Here is a 17,804-nt window from a genome sequence, read left to right as displayed (position 1 = left end):
GAAAGCAGAAACCCGAAAGGTCAAAGCGAAAGGTCAAAGCAAAGAATCAAAGGCCCACGCCGGACAAGCTGGAAGAGCCGTATTCGCTCCTTAATCCATAGCATGATGTCCTAGTGGAAACAGCGCAAGGCCGCTTTTCAGTCCCTTGAATTTGCTCCTCTTTCTGATGCTTTTCTGACCCGCCCCGGCCTGATCGTTCCTGCCCCGCGTCCATTCCGCCCCGCCCCCGTTTTTTTCGAGGAACCCCTCATGGAAGTCACCCGCATCCGCGCCCTGCGCGGGCCGAACCTGTGGAGCCGCCACACCGCCATTGAAGCCGTGGTGTCATGCGACGAATCCGAGCGCAACCTGGACAAAGCGTTTGAAAAACGCCTGCGCGAGCGCTTTCCCCGCGTGGGCGCGCTGCACGTGCCCCGCTCCAGCAAGCCCGTATCCATGGCGCACGTGCTGGAGCAAGCCACCCTGGCGCTGCAAACGCAAGCGGGCTGCCAGGTCACCTTCAGCCGCACCACGCCAACCGAAGAGCCGGGCGTGTTCCAGGTGGTAGTGCAGTACACCGAAGAAGCCGTGGGGCGCCTGGCCTTCGCCCGCGCGCAAGAGCTGTGCCGCGCCGCCTGCACGGGCGAAGCCTTTGACATCGCCGCCACGCTGGCCGAGCTGCGCGATCTGGACGAAGACGAACGCCTGGGGCCTTCCACCGGCGCCATCGTCGAAGCGGCCCTCAAGCGCGGCATTCCCTGCCGGCGGCTCACGCGCGGCAGCCTTGTGCAACTGGGCTGGGGCGCGCGGCAAAGGCGCATCCAGGCCGCTGAAGAAGACGGCACCAGCGCCATCGCCGAAACCATCGCGCAAGACAAGGACCTGACCAAAAAAGTGCTGCACTCCGCCGGCGTGCCCGTGCCCCTGGGCCGCCCCGCCGCCGATCTGGAAGACGGCTGGGCCGTGGCGCAGGAAGTGGGCCTGCCCGTCGTCGTCAAGCCGCAAGGCGGCAACCAGGGCAAAGGCGTCACCGTCGGCATCAGCAGCCGCGCCCACTTTGAGCTGGCCTGGCAGGAAGCGGCCCAGTACGGCGACGTCATGGTCGAAAAATACCTCTCCGGCAACGACTACCGCCTGCTCGTGGTGGGCAACAAGCTCGTGGCCGCCGCCCGCCGCGAGCCGCCGCTGGTCATCGGCGACGGCAAGCACACCGTGCGCGAACTGGTGGCCGAAGTGAACAAAGACCCGCGCCGGGGCAAAGGCCACGGCACCTCGCTCACGCAAATCCGCATCGACGCCATCGCCGCCGCCTGCCTCAAGGGGCAAGACCTCACGCCCGAAAGCGTGCCGCCCCGGGGCCAGCGCGTCATCCTGCGCCACAACGCCAACCTCTCCACCGGCGGCACCGCCACCGACGTCACCGACAACGTGCACCCCGACGTGGCCGCCCGCGCCATTGAAGCCGCGCTCACCGTGGGGCTGGACATCTGCGGCGTGGACGTCATCTGCGAAAGCGTGCTGCGCCCGCTGGAAGAGCAAGGCGGCGGCATCGTCGAAGTCAATGCCGCCCCCGGCCTGCGCATGCACGTCAGCCCCTCCTTCGGCAAAGGGCGCGACGTGGGCAAAGCCGTCATCGAGCACATGTTCCCCAGCGGCAGCGACGGCGCCAATGGCCGCATCCCGCTCGTGGCCGTCACCGGCACCAATGGCAAAACCACCACCGTGCGCCTAACGGCCCACCTGCTGGCCACCCACGGCCTGCGCGTGGGCATGACCAACACCGACGGCGTCTATGCCAACGGCCGCCAAATCGACTCCGGCGACTGCTCCGGCCCGCGCAGCGCCCGCAACGTGCTCGCCCACCCCGACGTGGACGCCGCCGTGCTCGAAACCGCGCGCGGCGGCCTGCTGCGCGAAGGACTGGCCTTTGACAAATGCGACGTTGCCATCGTCACCAACCTCGGCGCGGGCGACCACCTGGGCCTGAACTACATCACCACGCTCGAAGACCTGATGGTGCTCAAGCGCGTCATCGTGCTCAACGTCGCTCCCACCGGCAGCGCCGTGCTCAACGCCGCCGACCCCAACGTCGTCGCCATGGCCGCCCGCTGCCCCGGCAGCGTCGTCTTCTTCGCGCAAGACGGCCAGCACCCCGTCATCAAAACCCACCTCGCGCAAGGCAAGCGCGTGGTCTATGTGCAAGACGGCGACATCGTCTGCGCCGAACGCGGCTTTGAAAAACGCCTGCCCCTCTCGCGCGTGCCCATCACCCACAAGGGCCTCATCGGCTTTCAGGTGGAAAACGCGCTGGCCTCCGTAGGCGCAGCCTGGAGCCTGGGCCTGCCCTGGAACGCCATCCGGCGCGGCCTGGCCTCCTTCACCAGCGACCAAAGCGCCGTGCCCGGCCGCTTCAACATCTTCGACTACGCCGGCGCCACCGTCATCGCCGACTACGGGCACAACCCCGACGCCATCAACGCCCTGGTCAGCGGCATCCGCAACATGCCCGCGCGCCGCCGCAGCGTCGTCATCAGCGGCGCGGGCGACCGGCGCGATGAAGACATCCGCGAACAAACCCGCATCCTCGGCGCAGCCTTCGACGACGTCATCCTCTACCAGGACGCCTGCCAGCGCGGCCGCGCCGACGGCGAAGTCCTCGCCCTGCTGCGCCAGGGCCTGCAAGGCGCCGAACGCGCCAGCCACGTGGAAGAAATCCACGGCGAATTCACCGCCATCGACCACGCCCTCGACCGCCTGCAAGCGGGCGATCTGTGCCTCATCCTCATCGACCAGGTGCAAGAAGCGCTCGCCCACATCCAGCAGCGCGCCGCCAAAGCCAAACGCTCGCGCAAGCCGCGCGCCGCCAAGGCCGCCGCGCCCAAAAAACCCGCTGCGAAAACCGCTGCAAAAACTGCCGGGAAAGCCGCTGTGAAAAAAACCGCCGCGAAAACCGGCAAAACCGGCAAAACCGCCAGAACCGGCAAAAAAGCCGCGCCGTAAGCGGCGCGCGGCCAGCCGCATGAATTTGCAAGGGCGCTTTCAGGCGCCCTTTTTCATTTTTGGCGCACCACGGACGACTCAACAAAAATAAATGTGCATTTAATATTTTTATCCATAGAATCCGCCGCCGCAGGTTGAAGCCATTTCGCCCACGAATGGAAAAACCTGTTCATTATCCATTTAATCATTTCAATGCAGCAAAGGTTGCGCCATGAACAAAAAAGTCTTTTTCCTCGCCCCGCTCGTCATCGCCGCGCTGATGGCAGGCTGCGGCGGCAGCGATTCGTCCGATGCGCCCACTCCAGCGCCTACATCCACGCCTACGCCTGCACCCAGGCCTACGCCCGCGCCTACACCCACGCCCGCGCCTACGCCTACGCCTTCAACGCCCTCTGCCAGTTTTGCCTATGAAGGCCGGTGGCAAATGGCCTGCCATATTTCATCCTCCAGCGTGCAGGCGGGCCAGGTCACCTATAAATCCTCCATTTCCGACGTCACCATTACCCGCCGCCCCGACGGCCTTTATGCGTGGACGGAAACCGAGCGCGAATATCTGGGGCAAGCCTGTCAGGGCCAGCCCGTGAAAACCGAAACGGAAACCGGCTACATGCAAATTGCCGGCCGCGTTACCCTGTCCGACGGCACGCAGGCCGACCGCCTCTATATATGGGAAACCACGGATAACAATCGCGACAAAGATTTGGCCCGCATTGAGGGCGACCGCCTCTACATCACCGGCTTTGGCGACAACGTGGACGACCGCCTGCCCCGCGACGCCCAAGGCTGGCCCACTGCCCTGAACCGCACCGTCTGGCACCAGCGCCAGCCATAAGAGCCTGCTTATGACCTGGCCGCGAGGGCCTCAGACCGGGATGGGCCGCAAGCCGCAAACGGGAGTCCTGCGGCCCATTGAGAATTTGCAAAGCCAAAGGCCTCGCTTTTCGCACCCACGGACGGGCTTTGAACAGACTCCCAAAGCGCCGCAAGCCATAGTCCGCTGAACTTCAGGCAGCCAGCCTTGGCAAAAACAGCGCTTTGACTGTCCTGCCCGCTCAGCGCCAGCCCGCTCAATTCAAGCCGTGCGCAAGCTGCACGCGAATGGCCGCGAACCCCCCAGGCCGGGCTGGGCCAGGTGCAGGCAATGCATGAGGGGAAGCGGGGCCGGCTGGCGCAGATGCACTTTTTTCGCTCTTTTATTCGTAGCATTAGGTCCTAGTGCAAACTGCGCATACCCCACTTTTCTGCACTCTGAATTCGCTCCTGTTTTTGATGCCGCCAGAGTCAGCCCGAAAGCGCGGCTCCATTCATCAGGCCGCGCAATCCGTCTGCTGCCTTGAAGCCTTGAGCCGCTCTGCCAGCAAATGGCGCGCCAGGCTTTTTTCAATGGGCAGCGGCTCGCCATGCAGCCAGCAGGCGGCCACCTCGGCGCCGAGAACCGAGAGGGCAATGCCGCGCGCGCCCAGGCCCGCATAGACCCAGGGCGCTTCAAAGGCGGGGGCGGTCGCTTCAAACGCTTCGGCCGTCTGCCAGAAGGCGGGAGCCAGCGGGCCGATGAAAGGCAGGCGGTCGGGCGCGGCGCAGCGCACGGCGGCAAAGCGCCTGGCTTGGGGCCACTGCGCCTGCAAGCGGGCGGCGGCGGCAGGCAGCAGCTTGGCAAGGCGCTGCCAGTTGGCGGCGTGGCCCTCGTCGGTCGGGGTGGCGCTGGCGCTGCCGCGCTCGAAGGTGCTGCCCGTGACCCAGATGCCTGCGGCATCGGGAATGAAGTTGCCGTGGCCATTGACGGGAAAAGGCGGCAGCGCGCCTTCGGCCGCGCCCGCCGCCAGGTCTGCGGCATGCCCCCAGGCCGCCTGCCCGCGCAGGGCCGTCAGGGGCACGGCGGCGGCTTGCGGAAAAGAGGCGGCCAGCAGGGCGCGGGTGTCAAAGCCTGCGGCGATGACGGCCAGATCAGCCTCGGCCAGCAGTTCGCCCTGCTCGTTCAACGCCTGCCAGCCATGCGGCGCGCGGCGGATGCGGGCCACGCGCTGGCCGCCGCACCATTCAATGCCCGGCGCGGCCAGCTGCGCGGCGATGAGCGCGGGCGGGCGAATCCAGCCCGCATGGGCGTGCCAGAGGGCTTCAGAAAGGTCTTGGGCGGGCGCTCCGGCAGGCGCGCCGGCCAGGCCCGCCTGCGCCAGCTGCGCGGCGCTGGCGGGAGCCGCGCCGGGGTTGGCCGGATCGTCTGGGCCAAGGAAAGCGGCCCAGCTTTCGGGCAGGCGGCGGTCTTGCGCGGCGTGGCGCTCCAGCACGCCGCTGACGGCCCAGCTCGCGCCTTCGCCATCGGGCAGCAGGCAGGCGGCGCGGGCCAGGGTGGCGCGCACGCCCGCGCGCGTGAGGCGCGAGAGGAGACAGTCATCCGGCGACACATGCGCTGCGGCCACGCCCGCTGGCAGGCCGCTTGCGCCATCGGCAGGCTGCGCGCCCGCGCCCAGAACGGCCACTTGCCAGCCCCGCACGGCCAGGCTGCCCGCCAGGCTGGCGGCGGCCAGCCCCGCGCCCACGATGAAGCAGCGCGCGGGCGCAGCAGCATGCGGCATGGGAGCGGCCATGCGGTCCGCCACGCGCGGGCGCGGCCGCCATTGCGGGGCGTAGTGGCAAAAGCCATCAGCGGCCTCTTGCATGCCGCAGGCGCGCAGGGCTTGTTGCAGCCCCGGTTGAGCGGCGTTTTCCAGCCAGAGGCCCGCTTGCGGCTGGCACAGCGGCGGCAGCTTGGGCAGCAGGGCGGGCCAGCCGTGGCCCAGCAGCGCCAGGCCATGCGCCGCGCCGTGCAGCTCGGCCAGCGCATCCGCCGCCGCGCCCAGCGCCAGCAGCAGGCGGTCGCCGCCGCCCAAGTCCAGCGCATGCAGGCCCGGCAGCAGGCCATGCCATTGCGGCGCCAGGCGGTGCAGCAGCGGGGCGATGGCCGCGCCGCCTGCCTCCCGCACCTGCGCCAGCGCCGGAGCGGCGGGCAGCACGGCGGTCAGCGTCAGGCGCGAAGGACATTCCGGCAGGCGGCGCGCGGCGGGCAGCAAGGCCAGCAGGCGGGCCAGGGCGCGCGCGCCGCCAGCGGCATCGCCTGCGGGCAGGGCCGCCAGCAAATGCCAGTGCGGCGCCTGCCCAAAGAAGCGGGCCGCGTGGGCCGGCAGGGCGGACAAGGAAACTTCGGAAGCGGATTCGGACATGGAGCGGCGGAGAAGGCAGAGAAGGCGGAAATGAACGCGGTCACTTCAAAAAAGAGAGCTGCCCGCGCTGGCTGCGCCAAGGCTTGCGGGCGATTCTGGTAGCAGCCCGCAGGCCGGCGCTTGATGAAGCGCAAGGCCTTCACGCATATACCCCACGCATATAATCGGCAGCTGTTTCAGCACACTTGGCCGCCCAGCGCAATTTTCCCGTTGTCGATCCCCGCCGCATCATCCGAAAGCCCGTCAAGGGCTTTTTTTGAATCTGGCCTGGGCGTCTGCTGTGCCCATTCAACGGAGAAAACCCAGTGCTAGCCTCCCTTCAGGCGAAATTCCCCCCAGCCCTTCTTGCGCTTGCCGACGGCACGGTGTTCACCGGCCAGGCCATTGGCGCAGCCGGCATGACCGTGGGCGAAGTGGTGTTCAACACCGCCATGACCGGTTATCAGGAAATCCTCACCGACCCCAGCTATTGCCAGCAGATCGTCACCCTGACGTATCCGCACATTGGCAATTACGGCGTGAACGCCGAAGACGTGGAAGGCGCCCGCGTGCAGGCCGCCGGTCTGGTGATCAAAGACTTGCCGCTGCTGGCCAGCAATTTCCGCAGCAGCGAAACGCTGCCGCAATACCTGGCGCGCCAGGGCACGGTTGCCATTGCAGGCCTTGACACGCGCAAGCTCACCCGCCTGCTGCGCACCCAGGGCGCGCAAAACGGCGCCGTGCTGGCGCTGGCCCCCGGCGAAAGCCTGAGCGCCGAACATGCGCAAAAGGCGCTGGCTGCCGCCCGCAGCGCCCCCAGCATGGCCGGGCTGGATTTGGCCCAAAAAGTCAGCGCCGCCAAGCCCTACGGCTGGACGCAAACCGAATGGCAGCCCGGCAGCGGCTACGGCACGCAGCAAGAGCCGCAGTTCAGCGTGGTGGCCTATGACTTCGGCGTGAAATACAACATCTTGCGCATGCTGGCCGCGCGCGGCTGCAAGGTGACGGTGGTGCCCGCGCAAACGCCCGCCGCCGAAGTGCTGGCCATGAAGCCGGATGGCGTTTTCCTCTCCAACGGCCCGGGCGACCCGCAGCCGTGCGACTACGCCATTGCCGCCACGCGCGAAATCGTTGAAGCGGGCGTGCCCGCCTTTGGCATTTGCCTGGGGCACCAGCTCATGGCGCTGGCTTTTGGCGCGCGCACCTTCAAGATGAAATTCGGCCATCACGGCGCAAACCACCCCGTGAAAGACCTGCAAACGGGCCGCGTGATCATCACCAGCCAAAACCACGGCTTCGCAGTGGATGCCGCCACGCTGCCCGCCAATTTGCGCGCCACCCACATCAGCCTGTTTGACGGCACTTTGCAGGGGCTGGAGCGCACCGACCGGCCCGCTTTCTGCTTTCAGGGCCACCCCGAAGCCTCGCCCGGCCCGCACGACTGCGCCTATTTGTTTGACCGTTTCACGGCCAGCATGCGGCAGGCGCGCCAGGCGGCGGCCTGAACGCCCGGTTTTCATCCACCATCCCAAGGGAGTCACAACAACATGAAGCTCTACCCCTTCCCCCAGGCCCCGCTTGAAAAAGCCATTGCCAAGCGCATGCTCACGCTGCCTTCGCCCCACAAGGAATGGTTTTCCGAACGCTGGGCGCAAAAGCCCTACAAAAAGTCCTTCATCGAGCACAAGGCCATGCCCCTGATCACCTTGCTGGCCAAAGGCAAGAGCTGGACGGACGAGGAATTCAACGCCGAGCTGGCCGCCTGGACGGTGAAGTTCTACGAAGCCGAAGCCCAGGTGCTGCGCCCGCTGGTGGAAGGCGACGGCCTGCTGCAACTGATGCAGAAAAACATGCCCGCCGAACGCGCCAAGGCACTGCTGGAAAAGCTCACGCGCGATTTGCATGAGTGAACCAGGCGCATGTTTGACGAATTGACGCTGGACGGCCTGCGCGGCACGGGCCGGGTGGAATTGAAATTCCAACCCGGCAGCCGCGTGCGCACGCTGTTCGGCGCCAATGGCGTGGGCAAAACCAAGTGTCTGGAAGCCATTTATCAGGCGCTGGTGATGACGAATAAGCAGGCTTGCGCATCCGAATCTCATTTTGTCATTCCCGCCCGGTGTTTTCTGGCGGAAAACATGGCTTTCTCGCCGAAAAACATTCCGCCATTGCCTGCTGCATTGAAAGCCGGAGGCGACTGGCTTGAGGCGCAGCCTTTGCATTCAATGCCCGTCCTGTTCATCGGAGCACAGGCGCGCGCTTCAATGAATGCAGTCGACCATGAAAATCCAGCTGCGCTTGGTTCATTTGAAAAACGGCAGCTGGCTTATTTCGAGAAAATCGCAAATTTTCTCCGTCAAGAAAATTTGCTTACGCTCCACATGGATGGCAATGTGCAGCAATGGCTCGTGCGCCGCGCGCAAACCGTCAATCCCTACCAGAAAGCGCAAGACAATTTCAAGCATGAAATCCATGCCGTTTTGCGCATGCTGCATGCATTTGATGACAGCATCGATGCCGAAACCATGCAGATTGACGCCAGCGAGCGGGTTTATCTGAAAATCGGAAATCAATTTCGGGCACTGGATGAATTGAGTTCCGGCTTTGCTTCGCTCGTGAAACTGATTCAGGCCATCGTCGCCGGTTATGCCCATTTCATCAACACGCCGAATTTGCATGAAGTTTCCGGCATCGTGCTGATTGACGAAATCGAAAGCCATTTGCACGCCAGCTGGCAGGCGCGCATCATTCCCACGCTCAAGCGGCTGTTGCCCAACACCATTTTTTACGTTGCCACCCATTCGCCCATCGTGCTGTCGCAACTGGAAGAAGGCGAAGCCTATTTGCTGCGGCGCGACGCAGACGGCGTGGTGCGCAGCAGCATGATTGATTCGCCCGACCGCCGCGCTTTTGCCGACGTGCTGGACGATGCGCTGAACGTGAATCTGAACGTGCTCAAACGCCACCGCATGGAAAACAGCGACCAGCATCATGCCAAGCGCCAATTGCTCAAGCTGATGCAGCAACCACATTCCGGAGTGGATTCATGAAGCGCATGGTGCTGCTGGACGCCAATTTGCTGATTGGCGCGTTTGACCATGACTGCGAAAACCCCTGCCACGTTCAGGCCCGGCAGCACATGGCGCAATTGCTGAATGACCCGGAAATCAGGCTCGCCATTACCCCGCTGATTCGCTATGAAGTCTTGCGCGGCATCAAAAACATTGATGCCAAAACGCTGACCGCCATTCTCAACGATTTCGAGGAATTCGACATTCGCGAGCGTGATGCCACGCGCGCAGCCGAAATATTCCGGCTGGCCAGAAAACAGAATGTGTCGCTGGACAAGCGGCAATTCGATCTTTTCCACTGCGTTTGCGCCGAAAACAACCGCCTCGAATTCACGAGCCAGGACGGCGATATTCCGAGAATCCGGAAACTGATGTCAGAAACCTGAAAAACCACGTTCCCCAAAGAAAATGCCCAAAAGAACCGACCTCAAAAGCATCCTCATCATCGGCGCAGGCCCCATCGTCATCGGGCAGGCGTGCGAGTTCGACTACTCCGGCGTGCAGGCGTGCAAGGCGCTGCGCGAGGAGGGCTACCGCGTCATCCTCATCAACAGCAATCCCGCCACCATCATGACCGACCCGGCCACGGCCGATGTGACCTACATCGAGCCGATTACCTGGCAGACGGTGGAAAAAATCATCGACAAGGAGCGTCCCGACGCCATCCTGCCCACGATGGGCGGGCAAACGGCGCTCAACTGCGCGCTGGATTTGTGGCGCAACGGCGTGCTGCACAAATACAAGTGCGAGCTGATCGGCGCCACGCCCGAGGCCATCGACAAGGCCGAAGACCGCCTGAAGTTCAAGGACGCCATGACGCGCATCGGCCTTGAATCGGCGCGCAGCGGCATCGCCCACAGCATGGCCGAAGCGTGGGAAGTGCAAAAAAGCGTGGGCTTTCCCACCATCATCCGCCCCAGCTTCACGCTGGGCGGCACGGGCGGCGGCGTGGCCTACAACCCCGAAGAGTTTGAAACCATCGCCAAACGCGGGCTGGAAGCCTCGCCCACCAGCGAGCTGCTCATTGAAGAGTCGCTGCTGGGCTGGAAAGAGTTCGAGATGGAAGTGGTGCGCGACAAGGCGGACAACTGCATCATCATCTGCTCCATCGAAAACCTCGATCCGATGGGCGTGCACACCGGCGACAGCATCACCGTCGCCCCCGCGCAAACGCTCACCGACAAGGAGTACCAGCGCATGCGCGACGCCAGCATTGCCGTGCTGCGCGAAATCGGCGTGGACACGGGCGGCTCCAACGTGCAGTTCGCCCTCAATCCCAAAGACGGCCGCATGATCGTCATCGAGATGAACCCGCGCGTCTCGCGCTCTTCAGCGCTGGCCTCCAAAGCCACGGGCTTTCCCATCGCCAAAGTCGCCGCCAAGCTGGCCGTGGGCTACACGCTCGACGAGCTGAAAAACGAAATCACCGGCGGCGCCACGCCCGCCAGCTTCGAGCCGGCGATTGACTACGTCGTCACCAAAATCCCGCGCTTTGCCTTCGAGAAATTCCCGCAGGCCGACCGCCACCTGACCACGCAAATGAAAAGCGTGGGCGAAGTCATGGCCATTGGCCGCACCTTCCAGGAGTCTTTCCAGAAAGCCCTGCGCGGCCTGGAAGTGGGCGTGGACGGCATGAACGAAAAAACCAAAGACCGCGAAACGCTGGAAAAAGAGCTGGGCGAACCCGGCCCGGAGCGCATCTGGTTCGTGGGCGACGCCTTCGCCGCCGGCTGGACGCTGGACGAAGTGCACCAGCTCACCAAAATCGACAAATGGTTCCTCGTGCAAATCGAGCAAATCGTGCGCATCGAGCTGGACATCGACCGCCTCGTGGCCGAAAAAGGCCAGGCCGCCCTCGCCTCGCTGGACGCCGCCGCCATGCGCGCCCTCAAGCAAAAAGGCTTTTCCGACCGGCGCCTGGCCAAGCTCCTGCACTCGGATGAGCACGCCGTGCGCGCGCGCCGCCACGCGCTGGGCGTGCGCCCTGTTTACAAGCGCGTGGACACCTGCGCCGCCGAATTCGCCACCCACACGGCCTACCTGTATTCCACCTACGAAGAAGAATGCGAGGCCGAACCCACCAGCCGCAAAAAAATCATGGTTCTCGGCGGCGGCCCCAACCGCATCGGCCAGGGCATTGAATTCGACTACTGCTGCGTGCATGCCGCACTGGCCATGCGCGAAGACGGCTACGAGACCATCATGGTCAATTGCAACCCCGAAACCGTCTCCACCGACTACGACACCTCCGACCGCCTCTACTTCGAGCCGCTCACGCTTGAAGACGTGCTGGAAATCGTGAACAAGGAAAAACCCGCCGGCGTCATCGTGCAATACGGCGGACAAACCCCGCTCAAACTGGCGCTGGGCCTGGAAAAAGCGGGCGTGCCCATCATCGGCACCACGCCCGACATGATCGACGCCGCCGAAGACCGCGAGCGCTTCCAGCAACTGCTCCAACAGCTCGACCTGCGCCAGCCCTCCAACGCCACCGCCCGCACCGAAAGCGAAGCGCTGGAAAAAGCCGACGCCCTGGGCTACCCGCTCGTCGTGCGCCCCAGCTACGTGCTGGGCGGCCGCGCCATGGAAATCGTCTATGAACAGCGCGACCTGGAGCGCTACATGCGCGAAGCCGTCAAAGTCAGCAACGACTCGCCCGTGCTGCTCGACCGCTTCCTCTCCGACGCCATCGAATGCGACGTGGACGCCGTGCGCGACGCCGCCGGCCAGGTGCTCATCGGCGGCGTCATGGAACACATCGAACAGGCCGGCGTGCACTCCGGCGACTCCGCCTGCTCGCTGCCGCCCTACTACCTGAGCGCCGCCACCGTGGAAGAACTCAAGCGCCAGACCCGCGCCATGGCCCAGGCCCTGCATGTGGTCGGCCTGATGAACGTGCAATTTGCCATCCAGCAGCAAAAAACCGAAGACGGCAGCCTGCGCGACGTCATCTACGTGCTCGAAGTCAACCCCCGCGCCAGCCGCACCGTGCCCTTTGTCAGCAAAGCCACCGGCGTCTCCCTGGCCAAAGTGGCCGCCCGCTGCATGGCCGGACAAAGCCTGGCGCAGCAGGGCCTGACGCGCGAAATCACGCCGCCCTACTTCAGCGTCAAGGAAGCCGTCTTCCCCTTCGCCAAATTCCCCGGCGTCGATCCCATCCTCGGCCCCGAAATGAAATCCACCGGCGAAGTCATGGGCGTGGGCAAAACCTTCGGCGAAGCCTACGTCAAGGCCCAAATCGGCGCGGGCGAACGCCTGCCGCGCGCGCACGGCGAACAAGGCGCGCAACAAGCAAGCGCCCCCGGCAAAGTCTTCCTCACCGTCAAAAACCACGACAAACCGCAAGCCGTGCAAATCGCCCGCGCCCTGCACGAAATGGGCTTTGCCCTCATCGCCACACGCGGCACCGCCGCCGCCATTGAAGCCGCTGGCCTGCCCTGCGAAACCGTGAACAAGGTGACCGAAGGCCGCCCGCACGTCGTCGATGCCATCAAAAACGGCGAAATCGTCATGGTCATCAACACCGTGGAAGAGCGCCGCAACGCCATTGCCGACAGCCGCGCCATCCGCACCAGCGCCTTGCAGGCGCGCCTGACCACCTTCACCACCATCGCCGGCGCCGAAGCTGTGGTCGAAGGCATGAAATTCATGGACAAGCTCGGCGTCATCTCCGTGCAGGAAATGCACGCGCAACTGGCCTGAGCCGCGCCATCTCCTCCCGCACACAAGGGCTGCTGGCCGCAAGGCCGCAGCCCTTTTTTTGCTCTGTAATAAATAGCATGAGGTCCTAGTGAATCCTGCGCAGAACGGCTTTTTAACCCCATTAAATTTGCTCCTGTTTTTGGTTCGTTTTGGCGGATGGCGCAAGCGCTGCTGAACCCGCCTTTGGGCGGCTGGCGCCTGCTGCCTCTGTAACATTCGTTTCTTTGACTGCCGTCTCGCGCGCCTTGCCATGACCTCGCCCACGCCTTCTTCTTCTGCCGCCCTTTCCGCCCCTTTGCCCGCGCTGGAGCGCATCCGCGCTGACGTGCAGGCCATGCACGCCTACCTGGTTCAGTCTTCCGAAGGGCTGCTGAAGCTGGACGCCATGGAAAACCCCTACGGCCTGCCGCCTGAATTGCAGCAGGCGCTGGGCGAACGGCTGGGGCGCGTGGCCATCAACCGTTATCCGGGCACGCGCTTCAATGACCTGAAAGCGGCCCTGGCCCGCCACGCACGCCTGCCCGAGGGCTGGGCGCTGATGCTGGGCAATGGCTCGGATGAGCTGATCACCCTGCTGGCGCTGTGCTGCTCGCGGCAGGACGGCGAGCAGCCCGCCGCCATGCTGGCGCCCATGCCCAGCTTCGTGATGTACCCGCTGGCGGCGCACCTGCATCACATGGACTTTCACGCCGTGCCGCTGCGGCCCGACTTTCAGCTGGATGAAGCGGCCATGCTCGCCGCCATTGAATCGCTGCGCCCCGCGCTGCTGTGGCTGTCACACCCCAACAACCCCACAGGCACGCTGTGGGACGAGGCAGCGATGGCCCGCCTGATCGAGGCACAGGGCCGCGCAGGCGGCATTGCAGTCATTGACGAGGCGTACCAGCCCTTTGCTGCGCGCACCTGGCTGGACGCCGCGCGCCAGCGCCCCGCCGAGCACGCCCATGTGCTGGTGATGCGCACCTTGAGCAAATTCGGCCTGGCCGGCGTTCGCGTGGGCTATCTGATGGGCGATGAGCGCCTGATCAGCCAGATTGACAAAGCCCGCCCGCCCTACAACCTGGGCAGCCTGAATATTGAGTGCGCGCTCTTCGCGCTGGAGCACGCCAGCGTGTTTGACGAGCAGGCCCGGCTGATTCGCCAGGAGCGCGAGCGCCTGCAAGCCAGTCTGCACCGCCTGCCCGGCACGCGCCCTTACCCCAGTGAGGGCAACATGGTGCTGCTGCGCGTGGCCCCTGAGGGCGCGCCCGCCAGCGAGGCCGCCGCCTTCGCCCGCTGCGTGTTCGAGGGCATGAAGGCACGCGGCGTGCTGGTGCGCGATGTATCAGCCATGCACCCCATGCTGGCGGGCTGCCTGCGCCTGACGGTGGGCAGCGCCAGCGACAACGCGCGGATGCTCGCCGCCCTCACGGCCGCGCTGGCTGACGCCCTGAATGCGGCCATTCAGCCTGCCTGAATGAATGCAAAACTGAATGAAAGCGCGGCAGGATCGTCAACATGCCATCAAGCAGGCAATATCTTGATTTTGTGCTGGACCAATTATCGGAAGCCGAAGGCATCAGCCACCGGGCCATGATGGGAGAGTACATTATTTACTGCCGGGGAAAGGTTATCGGCGGCATTTACGATAACCGGTTTCTCGTCAAGCCGGCGAAATCGGCGCAATCGCTCATGCCCAATGCGCCGCGTGAAATACCTTACCCGGGCGCAAAAGCCATGCTGCTGGTGCAGGAGCTTGAAAACCGGCCCTTTCTGGCCCGGCTGGCAGCCGCCCTGCATGATGAATTGCCTGCGCCCAAGGCAAAATCCAAAAAAGAAAACCGCCTGCCGCTGAAAACGCAAGCCCGTCAAAATGGAGCGCCGTCAAAATAAATTTCCGCCTGAATATTTTGACCGGCATTTTTCAATAATCTGAATCACGATGAAATCATGAATACTGCCCGCACCGCCGAAATCGCCCGCCACACCGCCGAAACCCGCATTGCCGTGCGCCTGAACCTGGACGGCACGGGCCGCGCCAGGCTGGCCACCGGCATCGGCTTTTTTGACCACATGCTTGATCAAATCGCCCGCCACGGCCTGATTGATCTGGACGTGGACTGCGTGGGTGATTTGCACATTGACGGCCACCACACCGTGGAAGACGTGGGCATCGCCATCGGCCAGGCGCTCAAGGCCGCCGTGGGCGACAAGCGCGGCATTGCCCGCTACGGCCATGCCTACGTGCCGCTGGACGAAGCCTTGAGCCGCGTGGTCATCGACCTTTCAGGCCGCCCTGGTCTTTTCGCCCACCTGCCGCTCACCAGTGCAATGGTGGGCCAGTTCGACACGCAGCTGGTGCGCGAGTTTTTCCAGGCCCTGGCCAATCACGCCTTCATCACCCTGCACATCGACAACCTGCGCGGCGACAACGCCCACCACCAGATCGAAACCGTGTTCAAGGCTTTTGGCCGCGCCCTGCGCATGGCCGTGGCCCCTGACCCTCGCGCGGCAGGCAGCGTGCCTTCCACCAAGGGCAGCCTGTGAGGCCAGCCTTGCGCGCGGCTATCCGGCGCTCCTTGCGTCATTGATGCGGGGCACCCGACATGGAGCCAGACAGCGCGCGTTCCGTCCGGCTTCCGCCTTGCCATTCAAGTCCTTCGCCTTTTCTCCTTGAAATCGAATTCCACAAAAGCGGTGGCAAAGAAGCTGAATGCCAGAATGGCTTGCAAAAAATGACGGTTAACAAACTTCACAAACAAATAAACAATAAATGAAACATACATATTGCAAGGAATAAATATTACGTATAACCTTCAGCCTGCCCGAATGTCAGGGTTTTTCATCAAGGAGCAATCATGGCCATGAACGGAATATCCAGCACTGCCTCCCGCGGCAGCCTTCAATCCCTGCCCGATGCGCCCCAGCCGCAGCCCACCGGCGCAGCCAGCCCGCAGCCAGCCTCCAGCACTTCCACGCCCGGCAACAGCCAGACGCTCACACGAATGGCGCGCGATGCCCGCCCGCCCCTGGCCCAGCAGCAAGCCGCAGCGGCAAACGCCAAAGGCGCGGCAACCGGCGCCTCCCAGCTCAACATTGACGACAAAGGCCACGTCCAGCATGAAAGGGTGCTGCTGAAAACGGCGGCAGGGCGCGAAACCATCAGCCCGAAGATTGAGCGTATGGAAATGCCAAAGGTGAATGGGTTAATTGTCCACCAGACGAACTCGCCATCGGTTTCTTCCACCCTGAATAGTTATGCACAGGACGAGGCCAATGGCGCGCACTTTCTGATTGACAAGGACGGAACCATTTATCAGACGGCTTCGCTGAAGCGGAAAACAAACCATGTGGGGCCACTTAGAAGCCGCTGCGCACAAGAAAAGAGTTGCTCGCCTGAAGAAACGAAGCTGAATGAAAAACACAACCCTACAAAAGAAAACCAGCGGGAAAGCAAGAAACCGGCGGGGGAGCGCTTCCCCTCCAATAGCGACTCCATTGGAATTGAACTGGTAGGCATGGCTTACAAGGCCAAAAGTCATCAGGAAACCCGTAATCCGGATGGCAGTTTCAACTTCCTGATTACCACCACCACAGACGGGAAGACGCTGAAATATGAAAATCTGTCGGCTGATGCTGCTAGCCAGATGAGGCACGAAATTAAAGAAAGTAAAACCAAGGACAAATATTTGGTATTTGAGCAAGTTACAGCCCAGCAGAATGAGTCCCTTCAATGGCTGACGCAGCAGCTACGCAGCGAATTTTCAATACCAGAATCGGAAGTTTTTGCTCATCCAACGGTTTCCCGTAAAACAGGTTCGGAAGCGCTGACAGCCCGATGGAGATAAAACGTCATGAATTTCAAATGGCTAGTCTGCCTGCCTTTCATTCTGACGTCTGGCAACATATCTTTGGCCCAGCAAATGACTATCCATGATTCCTGTGTAAAAGTCTTGGAAGAGGACTTTGCTGACGATAGGATCACGCTATGCCCCTCGTCACTGCCGCCCATCAAGACCATTCACGTGGAAGGCAGCAGTGGTGATGCAAAGGCGCAAGAGCCAGACTGCAATACATTCAGGCCAGATGCCGCTACAGTGCGGCGCTATTTCTCGAAAGCGCAGCAAATCAGTGACCAGGACTGGATGCATAAGCTCATTTGGATTACATGCGAGGCTTCTGGCTCAATGACGCTGGAAGATGGACGCAAAGCGCGCTGGGGCCTTAGCCCCAACCGCTCGGCACTCGTCACTATTGAAGGAGAGCCATACCAGAAATTCTTCCTCTTTTGCTCGAAAGCGGATTGCGGTTTTCCGCCATTCTGGTAACAAGCGGCTATTTCAACCATGGCCTTCATGCGCAGTGCATGAAGGCAATTTATTTTGGAGACGATGAGACACATAAGCCCCAATGCCCCGCCAGAAATCCGCACGGTGAATATTCAATACCAGAATCGGAAGTTTTTGCTCATTCAACGGTTTCTCGCAAAACAGGTTCGGAAGCGCTGACAACTCGATGGAGATAAATCGTCATGAATTTCAAATGGCTAGCTTTCCTGCCTTTCATTCTGGCGTCTGGCAACATATCTTTGGCCCAGCAAATGACTATTCATGATTCCTGTGTAAAAGTCTTGGAAGAGGACTTTGCTGACGATAGGATCACGCTATGCCCTTCGTCACTGCCGCCCATCAAGACAATTCAGGTGGAACGTTATAGTGAGAGCAAAAAGGGAATAGGGGAGCCGGATTGCAATACATTTCATCCGGACGCCGCTACAGTGCGGCGCTATTTTTCAAAAGCGCGGCAAATTAGCCGCTGGGACTGGACGCATAAGCTAACCATGATTTCATGCAGCGCTTCTGGCTCCATGACGCTGGAAGATGGGCGCAAAGCGCGC

15 protein-coding genes are annotated in these 17,804 nt (G+C 62.8%); 13 read left to right on the top strand and 2 right to left on the bottom strand.

The genetic code is table 11. From position 1 onward, the window contains the following. The first annotated feature begins 249 nt into the window (after nucleotides 1-249). The gene (gene cphA, locus QB898_RS07115) at nucleotides 250-2,979 is read left to right on the top strand and encodes a cyanophycin synthetase (RefSeq protein WP_279524382.1); all 2,730 of its coding nucleotides are present in this window, start codon (nucleotides 250-252) and stop codon (nucleotides 2,977-2,979) included. A 211-nt stretch (nucleotides 2,980-3,190) separates the two neighbouring features. Further along, complete coding sequence (locus QB898_RS07110; RefSeq protein ID WP_279524381.1) at nucleotides 3,191-3,811, top strand: hypothetical protein; 621 nt, start codon at nucleotides 3,191-3,193, stop codon at nucleotides 3,809-3,811. A gap of 475 nt (nucleotides 3,812-4,286) precedes the next feature. On the opposite strand, the gene mnmC1 is transcribed toward QB898_RS07110, so the two are convergent. Continuing rightward, on the bottom strand, nucleotides 4,287-6,176 hold the full coding sequence (mnmC1, locus tag QB898_RS07105) for an FAD-dependent 5-carboxymethylaminomethyl-2-thiouridine(34) oxidoreductase MnmC1 (RefSeq protein ID WP_279524380.1): 1,890 nt from the start codon (nucleotides 6,174-6,176) through the stop codon (nucleotides 4,287-4,289). Nucleotides 6,177-6,481: 305 nt separating this feature from the next. On the opposite strand from mnmC1, the gene carA reads away from it, so the two are divergent. Continuing rightward, a complete protein-coding gene (carA, locus tag QB898_RS07100; protein ID WP_050714631.1) occupies nucleotides 6,482-7,660 on the top strand; it encodes a glutamine-hydrolyzing carbamoyl-phosphate synthase small subunit in 1,179 nt (392 codons plus the stop codon). 42 nt (nucleotides 7,661-7,702) lie between these two features. Then, a complete protein-coding gene (locus tag QB898_RS07095) occupies nucleotides 7,703-8,065 on the top strand; it encodes a hypothetical protein (protein WP_102283981.1) in 363 nt (120 codons plus the stop codon). A gap of 393 nt (nucleotides 8,066-8,458) precedes the next feature. On the opposite strand, the gene QB898_RS07090 is transcribed toward QB898_RS07095, so the two are convergent. Then, a complete protein-coding gene (locus QB898_RS07090; protein WP_279524429.1) occupies nucleotides 8,459-8,833 on the bottom strand; it encodes a hypothetical protein in 375 nt (124 codons plus the stop codon). Between QB898_RS07090 and QB898_RS07085 the strand changes: the two genes are divergently transcribed. From QB898_RS07085 to QB898_RS07045, 9 genes are all read left to right on the top strand, one after another. Beyond that, nucleotides 8,771-9,205, top strand: coding sequence for an AAA family ATPase (locus QB898_RS07085; protein WP_346429802.1), 435 nt, complete (start codon nucleotides 8,771-8,773; stop codon nucleotides 9,203-9,205). The two genes, QB898_RS07090 and QB898_RS07085, sit on opposite strands and share 63 nt — an antisense overlap. An 8-nt stretch (nucleotides 9,206-9,213) precedes the next feature. After that, on the top strand, nucleotides 9,214-9,612 hold the full coding sequence (locus tag QB898_RS07080; RefSeq protein ID WP_279524379.1) for a type II toxin-antitoxin system VapC family toxin: 399 nt from the start codon (nucleotides 9,214-9,216) through the stop codon (nucleotides 9,610-9,612). A gap of 22 nt (nucleotides 9,613-9,634) precedes the next feature. Beyond that, entirely contained in the window at nucleotides 9,635-12,928 is a 3,294-nt protein-coding gene (carB, locus tag QB898_RS07075; protein ID WP_279524378.1) for a carbamoyl-phosphate synthase large subunit, read from the top strand. A 250-nt stretch (nucleotides 12,929-13,178) separates the two neighbouring features. Beyond that, nucleotides 13,179-14,384, top strand: a complete 1,206-nt coding sequence (locus tag QB898_RS07070) for a pyridoxal phosphate-dependent aminotransferase (protein WP_279524377.1) — start codon at nucleotides 13,179-13,181, stop codon at nucleotides 14,382-14,384. A gap of 41 nt (nucleotides 14,385-14,425) precedes the next feature. Then, nucleotides 14,426-14,800 carry a TfoX/Sxy family protein gene (locus QB898_RS07065; protein ID WP_279524376.1) on the top strand — a complete coding sequence of 125 codons (375 nt, stop codon included), beginning with the start codon at nucleotides 14,426-14,428 and terminating at the stop codon, nucleotides 14,798-14,800. Nucleotides 14,801-14,857: 57 nt separating this feature from the next. Then, nucleotides 14,858-15,454, top strand: a complete 597-nt coding sequence (gene hisB, locus QB898_RS07060; protein ID WP_279524375.1) for an imidazoleglycerol-phosphate dehydratase HisB — start codon at nucleotides 14,858-14,860, stop codon at nucleotides 15,452-15,454. Nucleotides 15,455-15,765: 311 nt separating this feature from the next. Beyond that, nucleotides 15,766-16,755 (top strand): peptidoglycan recognition protein family protein, encoded by a 990-nt coding sequence (locus tag QB898_RS07055; RefSeq protein WP_279524374.1) that lies wholly within the window; start codon nucleotides 15,766-15,768, stop codon nucleotides 16,753-16,755. Between the two features lie 6 nt (nucleotides 16,756-16,761). Next, nucleotides 16,762-17,235, top strand: a complete 474-nt coding sequence (locus QB898_RS07050) for a hypothetical protein (protein ID WP_279524373.1) — start codon at nucleotides 16,762-16,764, stop codon at nucleotides 17,233-17,235. A gap of 203 nt (nucleotides 17,236-17,438) precedes the next feature. After that, nucleotides 17,439-17,804, top strand: a 366-nt coding sequence (locus QB898_RS07045) for a hypothetical protein (protein ID WP_279524372.1), incomplete at its 3' end; no start/stop codon positions are given.

It is taken from the genome of Ottowia cancrivicina (assembly GCF_029813755.1).
Classification (GTDB): domain Bacteria; phylum Pseudomonadota; class Gammaproteobacteria; order Burkholderiales; family Burkholderiaceae_C; genus Ottowia; species Ottowia massiliensis.
Note: the sequence above shows the minus strand (reverse complement) of the source record. Positions and strands in the feature narration are given on the sequence as shown.

Bases quoted from the DNA above. Each gene is read 5' to 3' on its own strand.
- cphA (WP_279524382.1), top strand. From the start codon at position 250: ATGGAAGTCACCCGCATCCGCGCCCTGCGCGGGCCGAACCTGTGGAGC.
- QB898_RS07110 (WP_279524381.1), top strand. From the start codon at position 3,191: ATGAACAAAAAAGTCTTTTTCCTCGCCCCGCTCGTCATCGCCGCGCTG.
- mnmC1 (WP_279524380.1), bottom strand. From the start codon at position 6,176: ATGTCCGAATCCGCTTCCGAAGTTTCCTTGTCCGCCCTGCCGGCCCAC.
- QB898_RS07095 (WP_102283981.1), top strand. From the start codon at position 7,703: ATGAAGCTCTACCCCTTCCCCCAGGCCCCGCTTGAAAAAGCCATTGCC.
- QB898_RS07090 (WP_279524429.1), bottom strand. From the start codon at position 8,833: ATGCAAATTCGGCGTGTTGATGAAATGGGCATAACCGGCGACGATGGC.
- carB (WP_279524378.1), top strand. From the start codon at position 9,635: ATGCCCAAAAGAACCGACCTCAAAAGCATCCTCATCATCGGCGCAGGC.
- QB898_RS07070 (WP_279524377.1), top strand. From the start codon at position 13,179: ATGACCTCGCCCACGCCTTCTTCTTCTGCCGCCCTTTCCGCCCCTTTG.
- QB898_RS07065 (WP_279524376.1), top strand. From the start codon at position 14,426: ATGCCATCAAGCAGGCAATATCTTGATTTTGTGCTGGACCAATTATCG.
- hisB (WP_279524375.1), top strand. From the start codon at position 14,858: ATGAATACTGCCCGCACCGCCGAAATCGCCCGCCACACCGCCGAAACC.
- QB898_RS07055 (WP_279524374.1), top strand. From the start codon at position 15,766: ATGGCCATGAACGGAATATCCAGCACTGCCTCCCGCGGCAGCCTTCAA.
- QB898_RS07050 (WP_279524373.1), top strand. From the start codon at position 16,762: ATGAATTTCAAATGGCTAGTCTGCCTGCCTTTCATTCTGACGTCTGGC.